Annotated in this window: 15 protein-coding genes; 6 read left to right on the top strand and 9 right to left on the bottom strand. The window is 67.5% G+C overall.

Translation table 11 applies throughout. The features are described from left to right. The first annotated feature begins 290 nt into the window (after window positions 1-290). From QTH97_RS17645 to QTH97_RS17635, 3 genes are read left to right on the top strand one after another with little or no spacing between them, the layout of a single operon-like run. Window positions 291-1,211, top strand: a complete 921-nt coding sequence (locus QTH97_RS17645) for a M23 family metallopeptidase (RefSeq protein WP_286569679.1) — start codon at window positions 291-293, stop codon at window positions 1,209-1,211. Then, a complete protein-coding gene (locus QTH97_RS17640; RefSeq protein ID WP_286569678.1) occupies window positions 1,204-1,569 on the top strand; it encodes a hypothetical protein in 366 nt (121 codons plus the stop codon). The genes QTH97_RS17645 and QTH97_RS17640 overlap by 8 nt, the downstream gene beginning before the upstream one ends. A gap of 31 nt (window positions 1,570-1,600) precedes the next feature. Further along, window positions 1,601-2,020, top strand: coding sequence for a bactofilin family protein (locus QTH97_RS17635; RefSeq protein WP_286569677.1), 420 nt, complete (start codon window positions 1,601-1,603; stop codon window positions 2,018-2,020). A gap of 19 nt (window positions 2,021-2,039) precedes the next feature. On the opposite strand, the gene recG is transcribed toward QTH97_RS17635, so the two are convergent. Next, the gene (recG, locus tag QTH97_RS17630) at window positions 2,040-4,160 is read right to left on the bottom strand and encodes an ATP-dependent DNA helicase RecG (protein WP_286569676.1); all 2,121 of its coding nucleotides are present in this window, start codon (window positions 4,158-4,160) and stop codon (window positions 2,040-2,042) included. A 75-nt stretch (window positions 4,161-4,235) separates the two neighbouring features. Here recG and queA point away from each other — a divergent pair, with 75 nt between their 5' ends. After that, on the top strand, window positions 4,236-5,276 hold the full coding sequence (gene queA, locus QTH97_RS17625; protein ID WP_286569675.1) for a tRNA preQ1(34) S-adenosylmethionine ribosyltransferase-isomerase QueA: 1,041 nt from the start codon (window positions 4,236-4,238) through the stop codon (window positions 5,274-5,276). Window positions 5,277-5,281: 5 nt separating this feature from the next. Further along, entirely contained in the window at window positions 5,282-6,454 is a 1,173-nt protein-coding gene (tgt, locus tag QTH97_RS17620) for a tRNA guanosine(34) transglycosylase Tgt (RefSeq protein WP_286569674.1), read from the top strand. Between the two features lie 5 nt (window positions 6,455-6,459). Here tgt and QTH97_RS17615 read toward each other — a convergent pair whose 3' ends face one another. Further along, window positions 6,460-7,392: an aldose 1-epimerase gene (locus tag QTH97_RS17615; protein WP_286569672.1), complete on the bottom strand. Its 933-nt coding sequence runs from the start codon at window positions 7,390-7,392 to the stop codon at window positions 6,460-6,462. A gap of 127 nt (window positions 7,393-7,519) precedes the next feature. Between QTH97_RS17615 and QTH97_RS17610 the strand changes: the two genes are divergently transcribed. Continuing rightward, complete coding sequence (locus QTH97_RS17610) at window positions 7,520-8,299, top strand: SDR family NAD(P)-dependent oxidoreductase (protein WP_286569671.1); 780 nt, start codon at window positions 7,520-7,522, stop codon at window positions 8,297-8,299. On the opposite strand, the gene QTH97_RS17605 is transcribed toward QTH97_RS17610, so the two are convergent. The 7 genes from QTH97_RS17605 to QTH97_RS17575 all read right to left on the bottom strand — a co-directional run bounded on the left by QTH97_RS17605 (window position 8,272) and on the right by QTH97_RS17575 (window position 14,877). Further along, window positions 8,272-9,366, bottom strand: coding sequence for a serine endopeptidase (locus QTH97_RS17605; RefSeq protein ID WP_286569670.1), 1,095 nt, complete (start codon window positions 9,364-9,366; stop codon window positions 8,272-8,274). The genes QTH97_RS17610 and QTH97_RS17605 overlap by 28 nt on opposite strands. 53 nt (window positions 9,367-9,419) lie before the next feature. Then, window positions 9,420-10,211 carry a DUF2145 domain-containing protein gene (locus QTH97_RS17600; protein WP_286569829.1) on the bottom strand — a complete coding sequence of 264 codons (792 nt, stop codon included), beginning with the start codon at window positions 10,209-10,211 and terminating at the stop codon, window positions 9,420-9,422. 89 nt (window positions 10,212-10,300) lie between these two features. Continuing rightward, window positions 10,301-10,756: a hypothetical protein gene (locus tag QTH97_RS17595; protein WP_286569669.1), complete on the bottom strand. Its 456-nt coding sequence runs from the start codon at window positions 10,754-10,756 to the stop codon at window positions 10,301-10,303. A 41-nt stretch (window positions 10,757-10,797) separates the two neighbouring features. Further along, window positions 10,798-11,283 carry a YiaA/YiaB family inner membrane protein gene (locus QTH97_RS17590; RefSeq protein ID WP_286569668.1) on the bottom strand — a complete coding sequence of 162 codons (486 nt, stop codon included), beginning with the start codon at window positions 11,281-11,283 and terminating at the stop codon, window positions 10,798-10,800. Between the two features lie 103 nt (window positions 11,284-11,386). Further along, window positions 11,387-12,046 (bottom strand): phosphatase PAP2 family protein, encoded by a 660-nt coding sequence (locus QTH97_RS17585; RefSeq protein WP_286569667.1) that lies wholly within the window; start codon window positions 12,044-12,046, stop codon window positions 11,387-11,389. Window positions 12,047-12,056: 10 nt separating this feature from the next. Continuing rightward, window positions 12,057-14,009, bottom strand: a complete 1,953-nt coding sequence (locus tag QTH97_RS17580) for an MFS transporter (RefSeq protein WP_286569666.1) — start codon at window positions 14,007-14,009, stop codon at window positions 12,057-12,059. Window positions 14,010-14,034: 25 nt separating this feature from the next. Then, window positions 14,035-14,877, bottom strand: a complete 843-nt coding sequence (locus tag QTH97_RS17575) for a hypothetical protein (RefSeq protein WP_286569665.1) — start codon at window positions 14,875-14,877, stop codon at window positions 14,035-14,037. Window positions 14,878-14,948 lie beyond the last annotated feature (71 nt).

Raw genomic sequence — 14,948 nt, 5'->3', positions numbered from 1 at the left:
CGACATCTCCCGCCCTTTCGGATTTTTCCCATGGGACTGGCGGAAGCCAACGGACACAATCACTTCATCGAGCAACTGCGGCGCCCACGCGCGCAGTGTCCTGGCCCCGATGGCATGTGCCGCCGGCCAGGTGCTTGAACCCAAGGCTTCTGGAATTTTCGGGCGCGCCGCACACCGAGATCAGGGGCTTCTCTCCCCCACGCGCATGACCACCTTTGTGGTCGGGCCGTCCATGACGGCCGGATGGCGCCTGATTTCGACACGTCCCTATGCGAATACGCCACTTACTCATGTTCAGCCCAGGCCGCCATCTCAGCAATGGATCCGTCCAGTTCGTTACCCGCCGCACGACGCTGATGATCGCCGGCGCGGCCGCGGCCTTGGCTGCGGCCATCGCGCTTGCCGCGGGCGCCGCCATCGGCATCCGCTGGGCCGAGCACAGGGCCGCCAGCCAGGGCTCGAATGGCGTCGAGCGCGCATACGTGGTCGACGAACTCGGCAAACTGAACGCATCGGTCGCGCAGATGGAGCCCCGCATCGCCCGCCTGGCCACGCACATCGGCGAATTGCGCAGTCTCCAGGCGCGGCTGAAGACGCAGAAGCCACTGTCGAAAGTCAGCGCCGATCGCGCCTCTTCCCGCGATGCCGCCGGCGGCCCGGCCTTGCCGCCACGGCGCTGCGCCGACACGGCGGCTTCGAACGCGGAGGTCGACGACACGCGCCTTCAACTCGCGTGCATTGCCGAAACGCTGGAGCAGCTCGAGCAGGAGGCCATCATGCACACGGTCGCATGGTCGGCACTGCCGGGACGCCTGCCGGTGCACGGCGGCCGCTTCGGCTCGTCCTTTGGCAACCGCCTCGATCCCTTCGACCGTCGCCTGAGTTTTCATTCAGGCATCGACATCGCGGCCCAGGCCGGGACGCCGATTCTCGCGACGGCCGGCGGTCGCGTGGTCTTTGCCGGGCAGAAGCCGGGCTACGGCCAGGTGATCGAGATCGACCACGGCAACCAGCTCGTCACCCGCTACGGACACGCCTCCCGCCTGATAGCGCAAGAGGGCGATCTGGTGCTGCCCAAGCAGCACATCGCCGACGTCGGCTCGACGGGGCGCTCCACCGGCCCGCACCTCCATTTCGAAGTGCTGGAGAACGGCGAGCCGATGGACCCCGCTCACTACCTGAGCCTGTTTGCAGAGGGAAAGCATGGCTGATCCGCATCAGGACAGCGGCGCGAGCCGCCTCGCGACGCGCCGCTATGCGCCGCAGCCGGTGCGCTCGTTCGCCGCACGCGTGGCGACGTCGGCACTCCTCTGCGCGGCATGCCTCGCGGCTGGCGCTGCCGCCATGACATGGCACGCACAACGCAACGCGGTCGACGCCGCGCCCTGCCCGCCCCCTCCCTCCGACGAGCTGGTCCAGGCCGAACTGGCGAGAACCGAGCTGGCGCTGGCACAACAGGAGGCGGCGCGCGCCGCACTGCAGAAAACCGCCACCGCTTCGGCCGCGGAAGTCAGCCGCCTTGAGACGGAACTCCGCTTCCTGCGCGGCCAACGCGCCAAGAAGCCCTGAAGCGCCCTCCATTCCCCACCAGAGGATCGTCATGTTCGGCAACAAGAAGAAGTCGGCGGGTATCCGCCAGGCCAGGTTCGCAACCCTGGTCGCACACGACGTGCACCTGACCGGCAACCTCGCGTTCAGCGAGGGCCTGCGCCTGGACGGCCACGTGCACGGCAACATCAGCGGCAAACCCGGCAGCGAGACATTGCTGGTGCTCAGCGATCGCGGCTCGGTCAACGGCAACGTGCATGGCTATGACGTGATCATCAACGGCAAGATCATCGGCGACGTGTTCGCCGAGCACTTCGTCGAGTTGCAAGCCAATGCACACGTCACCGGCAACATCGACTATCAACGGTTGCGCATGGATGCCGGCGCGACAGTGGACGGCAAGCTGACCCGCCGGGAGGGCGCGTCGACGTCCGCGGCCTTCGCCGACCCAGTGGCCGACGCCGACGCCTGAAGGCACCCGCCCGGCCGCATCAGGCCTTCAGGAACTCGGCCTTGCTGCCCAGCCAGCGGTCGACGTGCTGGTGGGCCAGGTCGGGGTGCCGGTCGAGCATCCGGGGCGCCAGTTCGCGCGCCCAGTCCAGCAACATGACATCCGTGCTCAGGTCCGCGAAACGCAGCAAGGGCGCGCCGGACTGACGAGCGCCGAGGAATTCGCCGGGCCCGCGAATCTCCAGGTCGCGGCGCGCGATCTCGAAGCCGTCGCCCGTTTCGGCCATCGCCTTGAGGCGCGCGCGAGCAGCCTCGCCGACCCGTCCGCCTTCATTGGGCGCATACAGCAGCACACAGGCCGATGCCGCGGCGCCGCGCCCGACACGGCCGCGCAACTGGTGCAACTGCGAGAGCCCGAAGCGCTCCGCATGCTCGATGACCATCAGCGAGGCGTTGGGCACGTCGACGCCGACCTCGATCACCGTCGTGCTGACCAGCACCTGAAGCTGGTTGGCGGTGAAGCTTTCCATCACCGCCTGCTTCTCGGCCGTGGGCATGCGCGAATGCAACAGCCCGACGCTCACCTTCTCGCCCAGCGCATCGGCCAGCTCGTCGCGCGTCGCGGTGGCGTTGCGCAGATCGACCGCCTCGCTCTCCTCGATCAGCGGGCACACCCAGTACACCTGCCTCCCCTGCTCGACCTGGAAGCGGATCCGGTCGATCACTTCGTCGCGCCGATGCTCCGCCACGAGCTTGGTGACGATGGGCGTGCGTCCTGGCGGCAACTCGTCGAGCGTCGAGACATCGAGGTCGGCGTAGTAGCTCATCGCCAGCGTGCGCGGGATCGGCGTCGCGCTCATCATCAGGAGATGCGGCTCCAGCTCTCCGCCGGCCTTGCCGCGCAAGGCGAGCCGCTGCGCGACGCCGAAGCGGTGCTGCTCGTCGATGATCGCCAGCGCCAGGTTCCTGAATCGCACCTTCTCCGAGATGACGGCATGCGTCCCGATCACGAGCGCGGCCTCGCCGCTCTCGACCGCGGCCGACATCTCGTCACGCTCCTTCTTCTTCTGGCTGCCCGTGAGCCACGCGACGCGCAAGCCGCGCTCGGCCAGCAGGGGATCGAGCCAGCCGACCAGCTTGCCGAAGTGCTGCGCCGCGAGGATTTCGGTCGGCGCCATGAGCGCGCACTGAAAGCCCGCATCGATGCAGCGCGCGGCCGCCAGCGCCGCGACGACGGTCTTGCCGGACCCGACGTCGCCCTGCAGCAGGCGATGCATCGGAATGTCTCGCGCCAGGTCGCGGGTGATCTCGACGCCGACGCGTTGCTGCGCGCCGGTCAGCGCGAACGGCAGCGCGGCCAGCAGTTCGGTGTGCAGCGGACCGCCGGATGCGGCCGTGTCGAGCACCGGCGCACGCTGCGCTGCACGCGCACGGCGCGCCTGCAATTGCGAGAGTTGCTGCGCAAGGAGTTCATCGGCCTTGAGGCGCTGCCAGGCGGGGTGACTGTGGTCCTCCAGCGTGGCCATCGCGACGTCGGGCGCGGGGTAGTGAAGAAACGAGAGCGCCCGCCGCAGGTCCCATGCGCCATGCGGCGCGGCACCTGCGGGCAAGGTCTCGTCGAGCACGGCCCGCGCGATACCGGAACGCACTTCGCGCCGCAGCACCGGCTGGGCCAGCCCGGCGATCGTCGAATAGACCGGCGTCAGCGCTTCCGGCAGCGCGGTGCCCGCCGCCTTGACGGCTGGATGCATCATCTGCCGCCCCAGGAATCCACCCCGCACCTCGCCCCGCACGCGCACCCGCGCGCCGACCGCCAACTGCTTCTGCTGCGACGGATAGAAATTGAAGAAGCGCAACTGGCAGGTGTCGCTGCCGTCATCCACCGTCACGATCAGTTGGCGGCGGGGCCGAAAGACGACCTCGCTGTCGGTCACGACGGCTTCGATCTGCGCCATTTCGCCGTCGCGCACGTCCGCCAGCCGCACGACCCGCGTTTCGTCCTCGTAGCGCATCGGCAGGTAGAGCGCGAAGTCGATATCCCGGAGCAGGCCGAGCTTGCGCAGCGCGCGCTGCACCACGCTCAGGCCCGTGCCGGGCGCCCGCGCAGGTGCGGCGTCGGGTACGGGCTTTTCCAGTGGCGGGGACTTGGCGGCGGCGGGCATGGGACAATTCTGCCCGCCTCTTCGACCCCATCCCTTACGCCTCCTTGGCACGGGCCCGTCCGGCCCTCAAGCACCATGCGCGCCTTCACGCTTTCCGATTTCGATTTCGACCTGCCGCCCGAACTGGTGGCCCAGCACCCCGCCACCGAACGCAGCGCTTCCCGATTGCTCGACGGCACCGCCGACCCCACGGTCGATCGGATCTTCAGGGAACTGCCCTCGCTGCTGCGCGCCGGCGACCTGCTCGTGTTCAACGACACGCGCGTCGTCAAGGCACGCCTCTTCGGAGAAAAGCCCACGGGGGGCAAGCTGGAACTGCTGGTGGAGCGCGTGCTGCAGGGCGATGAAGTCGTCGCGCACATGAAGGTCAGCAAGAAGCCGCCAGTCGGCACCACGCTCGCGATGGTCGGTGGCTTCAGCGCGACGCTGTTGGGCCGGTGGCCCGAGGAAGACGGCGCCCTCTTCCGCTTCCGCTTCGAAAGCCCGTCCGGCGAAGACCCCTACGCGCTGATGGCCCGCTGTGGCCACGTTCCGCTGCCCCCGTACATCACGCACACCGATTCGTCGGATGACGAGAGCCGCTACCAGACCGTGTTCGCGCGCGTACCGGGCGCGGTCGCCGCGCCGACGGCGGCACTGCATTTCGACGACGCGCTGCTGGGCGAGCTCGAAGCGCGCGGCGTGCAGCGGGCCAATGTCACGCTCCACGTCGGCGCCGGAACCTTCCAGCCCGTCAAGACGGAGAACATCGCCGAGCACACGATGCATGCCGAGCGCTACGAGGTGCCGACGTCCACGCAGCGCGCCATCGCCGACGCGAAAGCGCGCGGCGGCCGCATCGTCGCCGTGGGCACGACCACCGTTCGCACGCTCGAATCCTGGGCGAAGAGCGGCGAGGCAACGGGCGACACGCGCATCTTCATCACGCCGGGCTTCGCGTTCGAGCACGTCGACCTGCTCGTCACCAACTTCCACCTGCCCAAGAGCACGCTCATGATGCTGGTCAGCGCCTTCGCGGGCTACGAAAGAGTGATGGCGCTGTACGCCCACGCGATCCGCGAGCGCTACCGCTTCTTCAGCTACGGCGACGCGATGCTCCTGGCACGAAAGAACTGAACACCATGCTGAACTTCGAACTCCTCGCCAACGACCCGGCAAGCCACGCCCGGCGCGGCACGCTCACGCTGAACCACGGCGTGGTGCAGACCCCGATCTTCATGCCGGTGGGCACCTACGGAACCGTCAAGGGCGTGATGCCGCGCAGCCTCGAAGAGATGGGCGCGCAGATCATCCTGGGCAACACCTTCCATCTTTGGATGCGCCCCGGCCTCGACGTCATGGCGAGCTTCGGCGGCCTGCACCAGTTCGAGAAGTGGAGCAAGCCCATCCTGACCGACTCGGGCGGTTTCCAGGTCTGGTCGCTGGGCGCAATGCGCAAGATCAGCGAGGAAGGCGTGAAGTTCGCGTCGCCGGTCAATGGCGACAAGCTCTTCCTCACGCCGGAGGTCTCGATGCAGATCCAGACCATCCTCAACAGCGACATCGTCATGCAGTTCGACGAGTGCACGCCCTACGACACACAGGGCCACGTGACGACCGAGGCCGAAGCGCGCAAGTCGATGGAACTCAGCCTGCGCTGGGCCCGTCGCTGCCAGGCCGAGTTCGCGAAGCTCGAAAACCCCAACGCCCTCTTCGGCATCGTGCAGGGCGGCATGTTCGAGAACCTGCGCGAGGAATCGCTGGCCCAACTGGTCGAGATGGACTTCCCCGGCTATGCGATCGGCGGCGTGAGCGTGGGCGAGCCCAAGGACGAGATGCTGCGCATCATGGCGCACACGCCGCACAAGCTGCCGGCGCACAAGCCGCGCTACCTCATGGGCGTCGGCACGCCGGAAGACCTGGTCGAAGGCGTGGCGCAAGGCGTCGACATGTTCGACTGCGTGATGCCGACCCGCAATGCGCGCAACGGCACGCTCTTCTCGCGCTTCGGCGACCTCAAGATGCGCAACGCGCGCCACAAGAGCGACCCGCAGCCGATCGACCCGAGCTGCACCTGCCACGCCTGCGCTGGCGCCTCGGGGGTGGCGTGGAACGACGGCGGCCGCGACGGCTTCAGCCGCGCCTACCTGCACCATCTCGACCGGTGCGGCGAAATGCTGGGGCCGATGCTCACGACCATCCACAACCTGCACTATTACCTGAACCTGATGCGCGAGATTCGCGAGGCGCTCGAGGCGGGGCGTTTCGCGGAGTTTCGCGCCCGGTTCAAGGCCGACCGCGCGCGCGGTGTCTGATTGGTTTACGCGGCCCGCAGGGTCCAGCTCCCCGCCAGCGTTTCGCCTGGCGCGAGCACCGCGCCGCCCACCTCTTCAGGGCTGTGGCGGTCCGACAGGTTGATCGCATCCGTGCACTGGCTCACCGGTTCGGCGCAGAAATGATCGGCGCCGCTTGGGCAATACAGCACGAAGAAATCGAGCGGCGACTCGGCGCCCATCACCAGCGTGCGGGATGACGCGGGCCATTCGATTCGGGCCCGGTGCTCCCAAGCGGTGAAGTTGTTGTCCAGGTCCAGTTTGGCGAGAAGCACGCCTTCACGCAGTTGCCCTACCTCGGTCGTCGCTTCCAATGCCGCCGGCATCACTTCCGCGTCGCCCCGCCACATCGCCCCGGTGGACGCCTGCAGGCGAGTGCCTTCGCGATGCGGGAAATAGGGGTGATGGCCGATGCCCGCGGGCATCGGCACCGTGTCACGGTTGGTCAGCGTCACGGTGCAGCGGAGCCCCGTCGGGTCGAGTTCGAACCATTGCGATGCCTCGAAGCGCCAGGGCCATTGCGCATCGGCCTCGACCTTCAGCACCAGTTGGGCCTGCGAGGACGAGGCTTGCGCCACCTGCCACGGCCGCAGCCATCCAATGCCGTGGAGCGGGTGCTTGCCCGAAGGGCCCGCAGGGTGACCGGGTGCGATCGCGATGTCCCGCCCGTCGAAATGCGCCCGGCCGTCGCGGATGCGGTTGCACCAGGGCACGAGCGGAAAGCTGGCCATCGCGAACAGATCGCGCCGGCGCAAGGCGTCGTCGGTCGCGGGACGCAGCCAATCGAAACGCCCATCGGCCTGCTCGTCGTAGAACGACGCCACGGCGCCACCGATCTCCGGGGCGAGCGTCAGATGCAGGGAGCCGGCCGAGAGCTGCAGCAGGGCTTCGGACGCTGAGAAAGGTCGAGTCTCGTTCATTCGATGCGCCACCGATCGTTGTGTCGCGGCATTCTCGTTCACACGGGTGGCACGCGGCACCGTTGAGGGTCAAAATCGCGCCGGCCGCGCAGTCGCCTGGCCGACCTCTTCCCGCATGGATCCATTCATGACCGCATCGACCTCCCTCGCCCCATCGGCCCGCTACCCGTCGCTCGTTGGCCGCACCGTCTTCATTTCCGGTGGCGCCTCCGGCATCGGCGAGACGCTGGTTCGCGCCTTCCATGCGCAGGGTGCCCGCGTCGGCTTCTGCGATCTCGACGTCAAGGCCGGGCAGGCACTGGCGGCCGAACTGGGCGCCGACAACGAGGTGCTGTTCAGCGAGTGCGATGTCACCAATGTGGACGCGCTGCGCGCGACCATCGCCGCCGTGCGTGCGCGTTTCGGGCCGATCCAGGTGCTCCTCAACAACGCGGCCAACGACCGCCGCCACGACATGGCCGACGTCACCAGCGAGGATTTCGACCGGCTCATGGCGGTCAATTTCAAGCACCAGTTCTTTGCCGCGCAGGCGGTGGCGGACGACATGCGCGGACTCGGCAGCGGCTCGATCATCAACTTCGGCTCGGTCAGCTGGATGATCAAGGGCGCCGGCTACCCGGTCTACCAGGCCTGCAAGTCGGCCATCCAGGGACTCACACGCTCGCTGGCGCGCGACCTCGGCAAACAGAACATCCGCGTCAATACGATCGTGCCGGGCTGGGTGATGACCGAGCGCCAGCTGCGGCTCTGGGTCAAGCCCGAGTCGGGCGCGGAAATCGACGCCGCCCAGTGCCTGCCGGGCCGCGTGATGGCGGAGGACATCGCCAGCATGGCGCTCTTCCTCGCCGCGGACGACTCGAAGATGTGCACCGCGCAGAACTACGTGGTGGACGCCGGCTGGACCTGAGACAACAGATCCGGCGGGCTTGGCGGACTTGGCGAAGTGGCGCCGGTCCCGCAGGCGTGGCAGAACTTTGCGAACGCGCTCTTGCGCGCCTTGCATACGTGGCAGTGATCAAAGAGGCCGATGCCGCAGTGCGGGCAGAAGTCGATCTCGGCATTCTTGAGGTCTACCGGCCGTTCGCATCCGGGGCACACGCTTTTTGCGAGGCGCGCCAAGGCCGTGTCATAGCTCAGCTCGTTGCGGCGCACGGTGTCCGGCTGCGCCTCGGCGAGCTTCTGGCGCGCGAGGTAGCGGTTGAGCGCAATGATCGCGTAGCGCCCCACGAGTACGGTCACCACGATGCCGACCGCGTAGCGCACGTAGCCGCCGTAGCTGGGCAAGTAGGGCACGAGTTCCACGAAGAACGCGAACAGCGCGAAGTAGATGAAACCCCAGACGAAGGGCCACCACGTGCTCTTGCGCTTCTTGACGAACAGCCAACCGGCGATCGCCAGCAAGGGCAGCGTGAGTGCCAGCCGGTAGCCGAACACGCGCAGCTCGACGCGGCGGTACTCTGCATCGAGCTTCGTATGCGCATCCTTCTCCAGCTCCGCGAGCTGCTGCTGCGCGCGCTGGCGCGACTGGCGGGCGTCCAGCGCGACCTGGCGCTGCGCACCCACCGCGCGCTGCGCTTCGTCCTCCTTGGCCTTCAAGGCATCCAGCGCCTTCGTGCGGGCGATGAGTTCGGTGTCCTGATCGGGTTGCGCCGTGGCGCGCCGCGTCGCGAGCCAGTTCGCGAAGGTTTCGCGGGCCGCCCGGCTCGCCTGCTGGGCCGTGAGGAGCTTGAGATCGGCCTGCTCGCGTTCGCGCGTCGCCTGCTGCTCGGCCAGGTTGGCATCGCGGACCGTGTTGCGCAGCGGCTCCGCGACGGCCCGGTCGATGAAGTCGTCCAGCTCCAGCCTGTGTTCGACACGCGGCAGATCGCCGACGATGGTGCTGCCCAGTCCGATCAGGAAGCTCGCAAAGACCACCGCAACCAGCCAAAGGCCGCGGCGAAACCATTTTTCGGACAGGCGCAGGGATTTGCTCATCGCTTTCCTTTTTTCGTGTTGCAGGTTCAGTTCGTGAATCGCACGATTCTGGTCTAGAGCTTGAGCACCACCGGGGCGGCGCCGAGCCCCGCGCGAGGCAGCCAGGCGAAGACCGAGTCGACGGTCACCGTCTCGATGCGGTCGCTAAAGCGCTTCTCGTTCGGGTGGTCATCGAAAGCCACATTGGCCGAGCCGGCGCGGCCGCCGAGCCGGGTCAGGGGCCCGAGCCGGAGCGTCGTCGGCTCATAGCCCTTGACGTGCAGCCAGGCCTGGGCCTGGTCGCGGGTCCGGATGGTTGCCGGCTCCATGGCAGCGGCCAGCGTCTCGACGGCCCATTGGTTCGACTGCTGGTACTTGTGGCCCCAGGCATAGCTCACGATGCTGTAGTGCGCCGTGTGCAGCCGGGTGACACGCGCGGGCGGCTCGTTGAGAGCCGCCAGCAATTGCGCCTGCACGGCAGGTGTCGGCACGACCCAGGCGGCCTCGTAGCGCCAGAGATCGTCGAGGAAGAAGTCGCCCAGACCCTGCCGGTACACCGTCGCGACCGCAGTGCCGCATTGATTCAGCTTGTGCACCACGCGCCAGGTGCCTGTTTCCGTCTTGTAGGCCAGCCCGAGATGCGAGTAGCGCAGCCCGTACTTGCCCAGGTCCTGCCCTGCGCGGGCAAGCACCACGACGCGCGCGCCGCCCGCGTCGAGTTCCCGGGCCGTGCGTTCCGCCAGCTGCATGCCCTTGATGAGCGCGGCGGCATCCGGCTTCGACTGCTCGCACGACCGGCCCGCATGCGCGTTCAGCGGGAAGAGGAACACGCCCGCCAGCGCAACGGCCGCCGCCGTCAGGACCATCTGCAACGCGGTCCTCAGCAGGCGCCGCGAGCGTGACACGCGGGCCTGGTACTCGCGTTCGTAGGGTCCGAAGTTGGTGGACGCGCGCTTCATGACAGCTTCTCGTTGTAGAGCAGCGCGCGGCCGATGGCATTGGGCACGAACGCCAGCACTTCGCCCGCCGCCGACAGGATGACGCCGGTTCCGATCACGCTGACCGTGAGGGTCGAGCCGACGACGACCGAAGCGCCGTGGGCCACCCGGCCCGCCACCTTCACGCTGGCCCGGGCTCCGTCGGATGCCCGCTCGAGCAGGAAGACCGTGCCGTCGACCGATGCCTCGACCGCGATCACGGTCAGCACGGCGCCACCGACCGAAAGAGCCGCCGGCACGGCCACGACCGCGCTCGCCGAGGCACCGGCGACCGAGGCGGCCCCGACGACGGAGGCGACCGGCAACATCGACAACGCAGAAGCTTCGCTCTGGGCGTGAGCCTCTGCCGGAACGAGCACGTTGGCCAGGGCCGCCAGGACGGCGACAACAACAGTGGCGAGATACTGCTTCATGGTGGGCACTCCTTGAGAAAGGTCGTGAACGGATTGATCGGTCATTGGTCCGCGCCCGCTTCGGCACGGGCTTCGCGGCGGCCTTGCAGGCGCGCTTCGGCGAGATCGGCTTCGTGGCGGTCGCGCAGCGTCTTGGCCAGCGTGAAGGCCGAGCTGATCAGGAAGAGCCAGCTCACGCCGAGGAAGGCCTTGTATGTCTCGCTGATTTCCATCCGCAGCAGGCCCCAGCCGGTCAGCCCCATCGCGGTGAAGAAGCCGCCCCAGACGACCAGCTTCCACATCGGCGTATCGCCTGCCGTCAGAGGGGCGCCACGCTGGTTGTCGCGCACGAACTTCGCGAGCACGAAAGCCGCCGACAGGCAGAACACGTAGCCCATCACCATGAAGGCTCGATCCAGCGCCTGTCCCGGCAGCCAGGTCAGGCCGGTGGCGCACAGGAACACGGCCAACCCGAACGAAATCCAGACCTGCATTTGCCAGGCACGCGTGTCGCGCTGGATGGAGACGTTGGAAGAGAAGGGGTGCATGAAAGCCTCGCGGCGAAGTGAAAGTGCGCGAATGATGTTTCGCACTCCCGCCGCAAGGCGTGAACTAATGCACCGGTGGCGACTTGCTGCGCCACCGGTATCTCTATTCGATACCGGGCGCCTTCTGGCGTCGCGCGAGCAGGTCGGCGCGTGTGTAGGGCCGGTCGGTGCCGGCCAGGCGCATTGCGATCACTTCGAGCGCGCCCTGCGTCGGCGCCGGGTTGCCGGGCCGGAGGAACAGGATGGGTGTGGCGAGGCTGAGCAGCACCAGGGTCCAGCTCACACGGGGATGCGGCAAGCGATGCTGCTGCCAGAGAAAGATGCCGCTGACGGCCACGCCGAGTGCGAAGCCGGCCGCGACTTCCGACTTGGAATGCGCGTAGAGCGCCAATCGCGAAGCGCCGATGAGCGCGGCAAACACGAGGCCAATCGACGCCGCCGCCACACGCACGCGGTGTTCCCACCGCGAGACCGTCAGCCAGCATGCGACCGGCCAGACGCTGGCCGAGATCGCCGTATGGCCGCTGAAGCCGGTGAAGTTGAGCGTGGCACTCCCGATGCCCCAGCCCAGGAAGGCGATCTTGGATGCGGCGATGAGGCTCCCGGCAGTGCCGAAAAGCAGCAGCCACAGCAGGGCGGACGGCCGGGTGGCGTTGCGGATGCCGAGCCACACCGCGATCCACAGCGCGGCGGGCAGCAGGAAGCCGCTGTCACCGAACCAGGTCAGCGAATGCCAGAACGCTTCCGAAAGGGGAAGGACCATCAGGCGGCCGTCATGCGCTCAGCAGCCCGCTCACGCGCCGCTGCAAGGCTTCGGGCTGCACGTCGGCCTGGGTCATCGCATCGCCCACGTTGAGCCCGACGCGGCTGTAGAACCCGCGCCGGAACGGACGCACCATCGCGACGTTCTGCCCGTCGCGCACTTCGACCCGGCTGAAGTACGAGCCCCAGAGATTGGTCAGCGCCATCGGAATCACCGGCGCGTCGATGCCTTCGGCACGCGCGGATTCCAGGATCTTCATCACGCCGCCCTTGAAGGGCTGGAGGCTGCCGTCGCGCGTGATCGCGCCCTCGGGGAAGATCGCGAGCAAATCGCCCTCGCGCAGCACCTGCACGGCCTGCGCGAATGCTTCTTCGTAGGCGGCCGGGTCTTCCTTCTGTGGCGCGATGGGGATCGCCTTGGCCAGCTTGAAAAGCCAGCCGAGGACCGGCACGCGGAAGATGCGGTAGTCCATGATGAAGCGGATCGGGCGCGGGCTCGCGGCCATCAGCAGCACCGCATCGATGAAGCTCACATGGTTGCAGACCAGCACCGCGGCGCCTTCGGCAGGAATGTGCTCGTCGCCCTTCACATCGAAACGGTAGACGAAGCGGGAGAGCACCCACGCCACGAAACGAAGCAGGTACTCCGGCACCAGCATGAAGATGTAGAACGCCACCACCGCATTGGCGATGCCGGTGAACAGGAAGATCTGCGGGATCGTGAAGCCGGCCTTGAGCAAGGCGCCCGCGATGATCGAGCTGCCGATCATGAAGAGCGCGTTGAGTATGTTGTTGGCCGCGATGATCCGCGCACGGTGCGTGGGCTGGCTGCGCAGCTGGATCAGCGCGTACATCGGCACGCTGTAGAGGCCCGCGAACAGCGACAGCAGGCCCAGGTCGGCCATCACGCGCCAATGGGCAGGCTGCTGCACGAAGCTGCCCAGCCCCATGTCGCCCAGGGCGGGAAGGGCCCGCGACGCAAAGTACAGATCGATGGCAAACACGCTCATGCCGATGGCGCCGAGCGGCACCAGGCCGATCTCGACCTGGCGGCGGCTCAGGGTCTCGCACAGCAGCGAGCCGATGCCGATACCGACCGAGAAGACCACGAGCAGGAGGGAGGCAACCTGTTCGTTGCCGTGCAGCACTTCCTTCGCGAAGCTCGGGAACTGGCTCAGGAACACGGCGCCGAAGAACCACATCCAGGAGATGCCCAGGAGCGAGCGGAACACGACGAGGTTGCCGTGCGCCAGCCTGAGGTTGCGCCAGGTCTCGCTGATCGGGTTCCAGTTGATCGTGAGGCCCGGGTCGGTGGCCGGTGCAGGCGGAATCGCCTGCGCTACGCCGCGCCCGACCAGGGCCAACAGCACGCATGCGACGGCCACGGTCGCATGGCCGACCTGCGGCAGCGCGACCAGCAGGCCGCCCGCGACCTGCCCGAGCAGGATGGCGACGAAGGTCCCCATCTCGACCATGCCGTTGCCGCCAGTCAGTTCGCGGGAATCCAGCACCTGCGGGAGATACGCGAACTTGACCGGGCCGAACAGCGTCGAGTGCAGCCCCATCAGGAACACGCAGCCCAGCAGCACCGCGGCATCCGCCCGGAAGAACCCCCACGCGGCAACCAGCATGATCGCGATCTCAAGGTTCTTGACGAAGCGGATCATCTTCGTCTTGTCGTATTTGTCCGTGAGCTGCCCTGCGGTGGCGGAAAACAGCAGGAAAGGCAGGATGAACAGCGCGCCGATCGCGAGGCCCGCCATGGCGGGCGGCATCCAGTTGATCTGCAGCTGGTAGGTCACCATCACCGTGAAGGCGAACTTGAAAAGGTTGTCGTTGGCAGCGCCGGCGAACTGGGTCCAGAAGAAAGGCGCAAAGCGCCGTTGGCTCAGGAGAGCGAACTGGTTGGCGTGCCCATGCGGGTCGGGCACGCTGGAGGAAGACGCGTCGGCGGTTGTTGTCATTCGTAGAGCCTTGCTGGCAGGGTCCTCAGGCCGTCACGGCGGCGGCGCCCGGATTGTGCCGCAGGGTTTGCCGCTCCATGGCTTGCAAGGCATGCAGCACAGGCAGGGCGGCCAGCGCCGCGGTCAGGTGCTTGAGGCTGTGCCCCGAGACGAACTGCTGCGTCGCTTCGAAGATCGCGTGGTCCGCCAGCTCGAACATCTTGGCGAGCATATAGAAGAAGATCACCCAGCCGAGCTTGAGGCCAATTGCGCCATTCATCGGCTTCGTCAGCGCCAGCGCCGCAATCAGCGCCATGCCACCGAACTGGACCAGAACCCACGGCAGCGCGTTCCCGGTCGCGTGGCAGATGGCCGCCGCCAGCAGCCCGCCCACCAGCGTGAACCAGGCAGCCGGCCAGCCGGCACGTGAACTCACCCGTTCGCACACCGCGAAGCCCACCAGCCCCGCGAAGGCCACGGCCATGCCAGCGCGGTCGGCCGCCAGGCGCATGCTGTCGGGCTCCAGGTGATAGAAGGCCGATCCCGCAGCCGTGAGGATCAGGCCGGCGAAGAACATCCAGGCGCAATCCAGCGAATTGACGGGCGGCTGGAACGCGGCCTGGGGCAGCGGCGCCGCATCCTGGGCTTCCTCGTTCGCGCGATCGAGCCAGTGCAGCCAACGCAGGCCCCAGATGCCGATCGCGGCGAAAGGCAGGTTGCTGAGCACGTCCATCGCGTTCGGGAGGCCGCGCCAGGCATGGGTGTCGGCGAAGGGCGCCGCACCGAGCCCGGACGCCGGAAGCGCCGGCCCCACGACCGCTGCCAGCACGAGCAGGACGAACAGCGACAGCAGGCATCGTTCGCGGTGGGAAAGGGACAACAGGGACATGGCGGGCTCCGGTGGTTGGCTTGGGGTGGAATCTAGGTTGTCAACCCGTCGATCGGCATCGAAAATCGATA

It is taken from the genome of Variovorax gracilis, assembly GCF_030317115.1.
In the GTDB taxonomy this organism is placed as follows: Bacteria; Pseudomonadota; Gammaproteobacteria; order Burkholderiales; family Burkholderiaceae_C; genus Variovorax; species Variovorax gracilis.
This window is presented reverse-complemented; position numbering and strand designations above follow the sequence as displayed.

Excerpts from the sequence above, each read along its gene's own strand:
- QTH97_RS17645 (WP_286569679.1), top strand. The coding sequence starts at position 291 with ATGTTCAGCCCAGGCCGCCATCTCAGCAATGGATCCGTCCAGTTCGTT.
- QTH97_RS17640 (WP_286569678.1), top strand. The coding sequence starts at position 1,204 with ATGGCTGATCCGCATCAGGACAGCGGCGCGAGCCGCCTCGCGACGCGC.
- QTH97_RS17635 (WP_286569677.1), top strand. The coding sequence starts at position 1,601 with ATGTTCGGCAACAAGAAGAAGTCGGCGGGTATCCGCCAGGCCAGGTTC.
- recG (WP_286569676.1), bottom strand. The coding sequence starts at position 4,160 with ATGCCCGCCGCCGCCAAGTCCCCGCCACTGGAAAAGCCCGTACCCGAC.
- queA (WP_286569675.1), top strand. The coding sequence starts at position 4,236 with ATGCGCGCCTTCACGCTTTCCGATTTCGATTTCGACCTGCCGCCCGAA.
- tgt (WP_286569674.1), top strand. The coding sequence starts at position 5,282 with ATGCTGAACTTCGAACTCCTCGCCAACGACCCGGCAAGCCACGCCCGG.
- QTH97_RS17615 (WP_286569672.1), bottom strand. The coding sequence starts at position 7,392 with ATGAACGAGACTCGACCTTTCTCAGCGTCCGAAGCCCTGCTGCAGCTC.
- QTH97_RS17610 (WP_286569671.1), top strand. The coding sequence starts at position 7,520 with ATGACCGCATCGACCTCCCTCGCCCCATCGGCCCGCTACCCGTCGCTC.
- QTH97_RS17605 (WP_286569670.1), bottom strand. The coding sequence starts at position 9,366 with ATGAGCAAATCCCTGCGCCTGTCCGAAAAATGGTTTCGCCGCGGCCTT.
- QTH97_RS17600 (WP_286569829.1), bottom strand. The coding sequence starts at position 10,211 with ATGGTCCTGACGGCGGCGGCCGTTGCGCTGGCGGGCGTGTTCCTCTTC.
- QTH97_RS17595 (WP_286569669.1), bottom strand. The coding sequence starts at position 10,756 with ATGAAGCAGTATCTCGCCACTGTTGTTGTCGCCGTCCTGGCGGCCCTG.
- QTH97_RS17590 (WP_286569668.1), bottom strand. The coding sequence starts at position 11,283 with ATGCACCCCTTCTCTTCCAACGTCTCCATCCAGCGCGACACGCGTGCC.
- QTH97_RS17585 (WP_286569667.1), bottom strand. The coding sequence starts at position 12,046 with ATGGTCCTTCCCCTTTCGGAAGCGTTCTGGCATTCGCTGACCTGGTTC.
- QTH97_RS17580 (WP_286569666.1), bottom strand. The coding sequence starts at position 14,009 with ATGACAACAACCGCCGACGCGTCTTCCTCCAGCGTGCCCGACCCGCAT.
- QTH97_RS17575 (WP_286569665.1), bottom strand. The coding sequence starts at position 14,877 with ATGTCCCTGTTGTCCCTTTCCCACCGCGAACGATGCCTGCTGTCGCTG.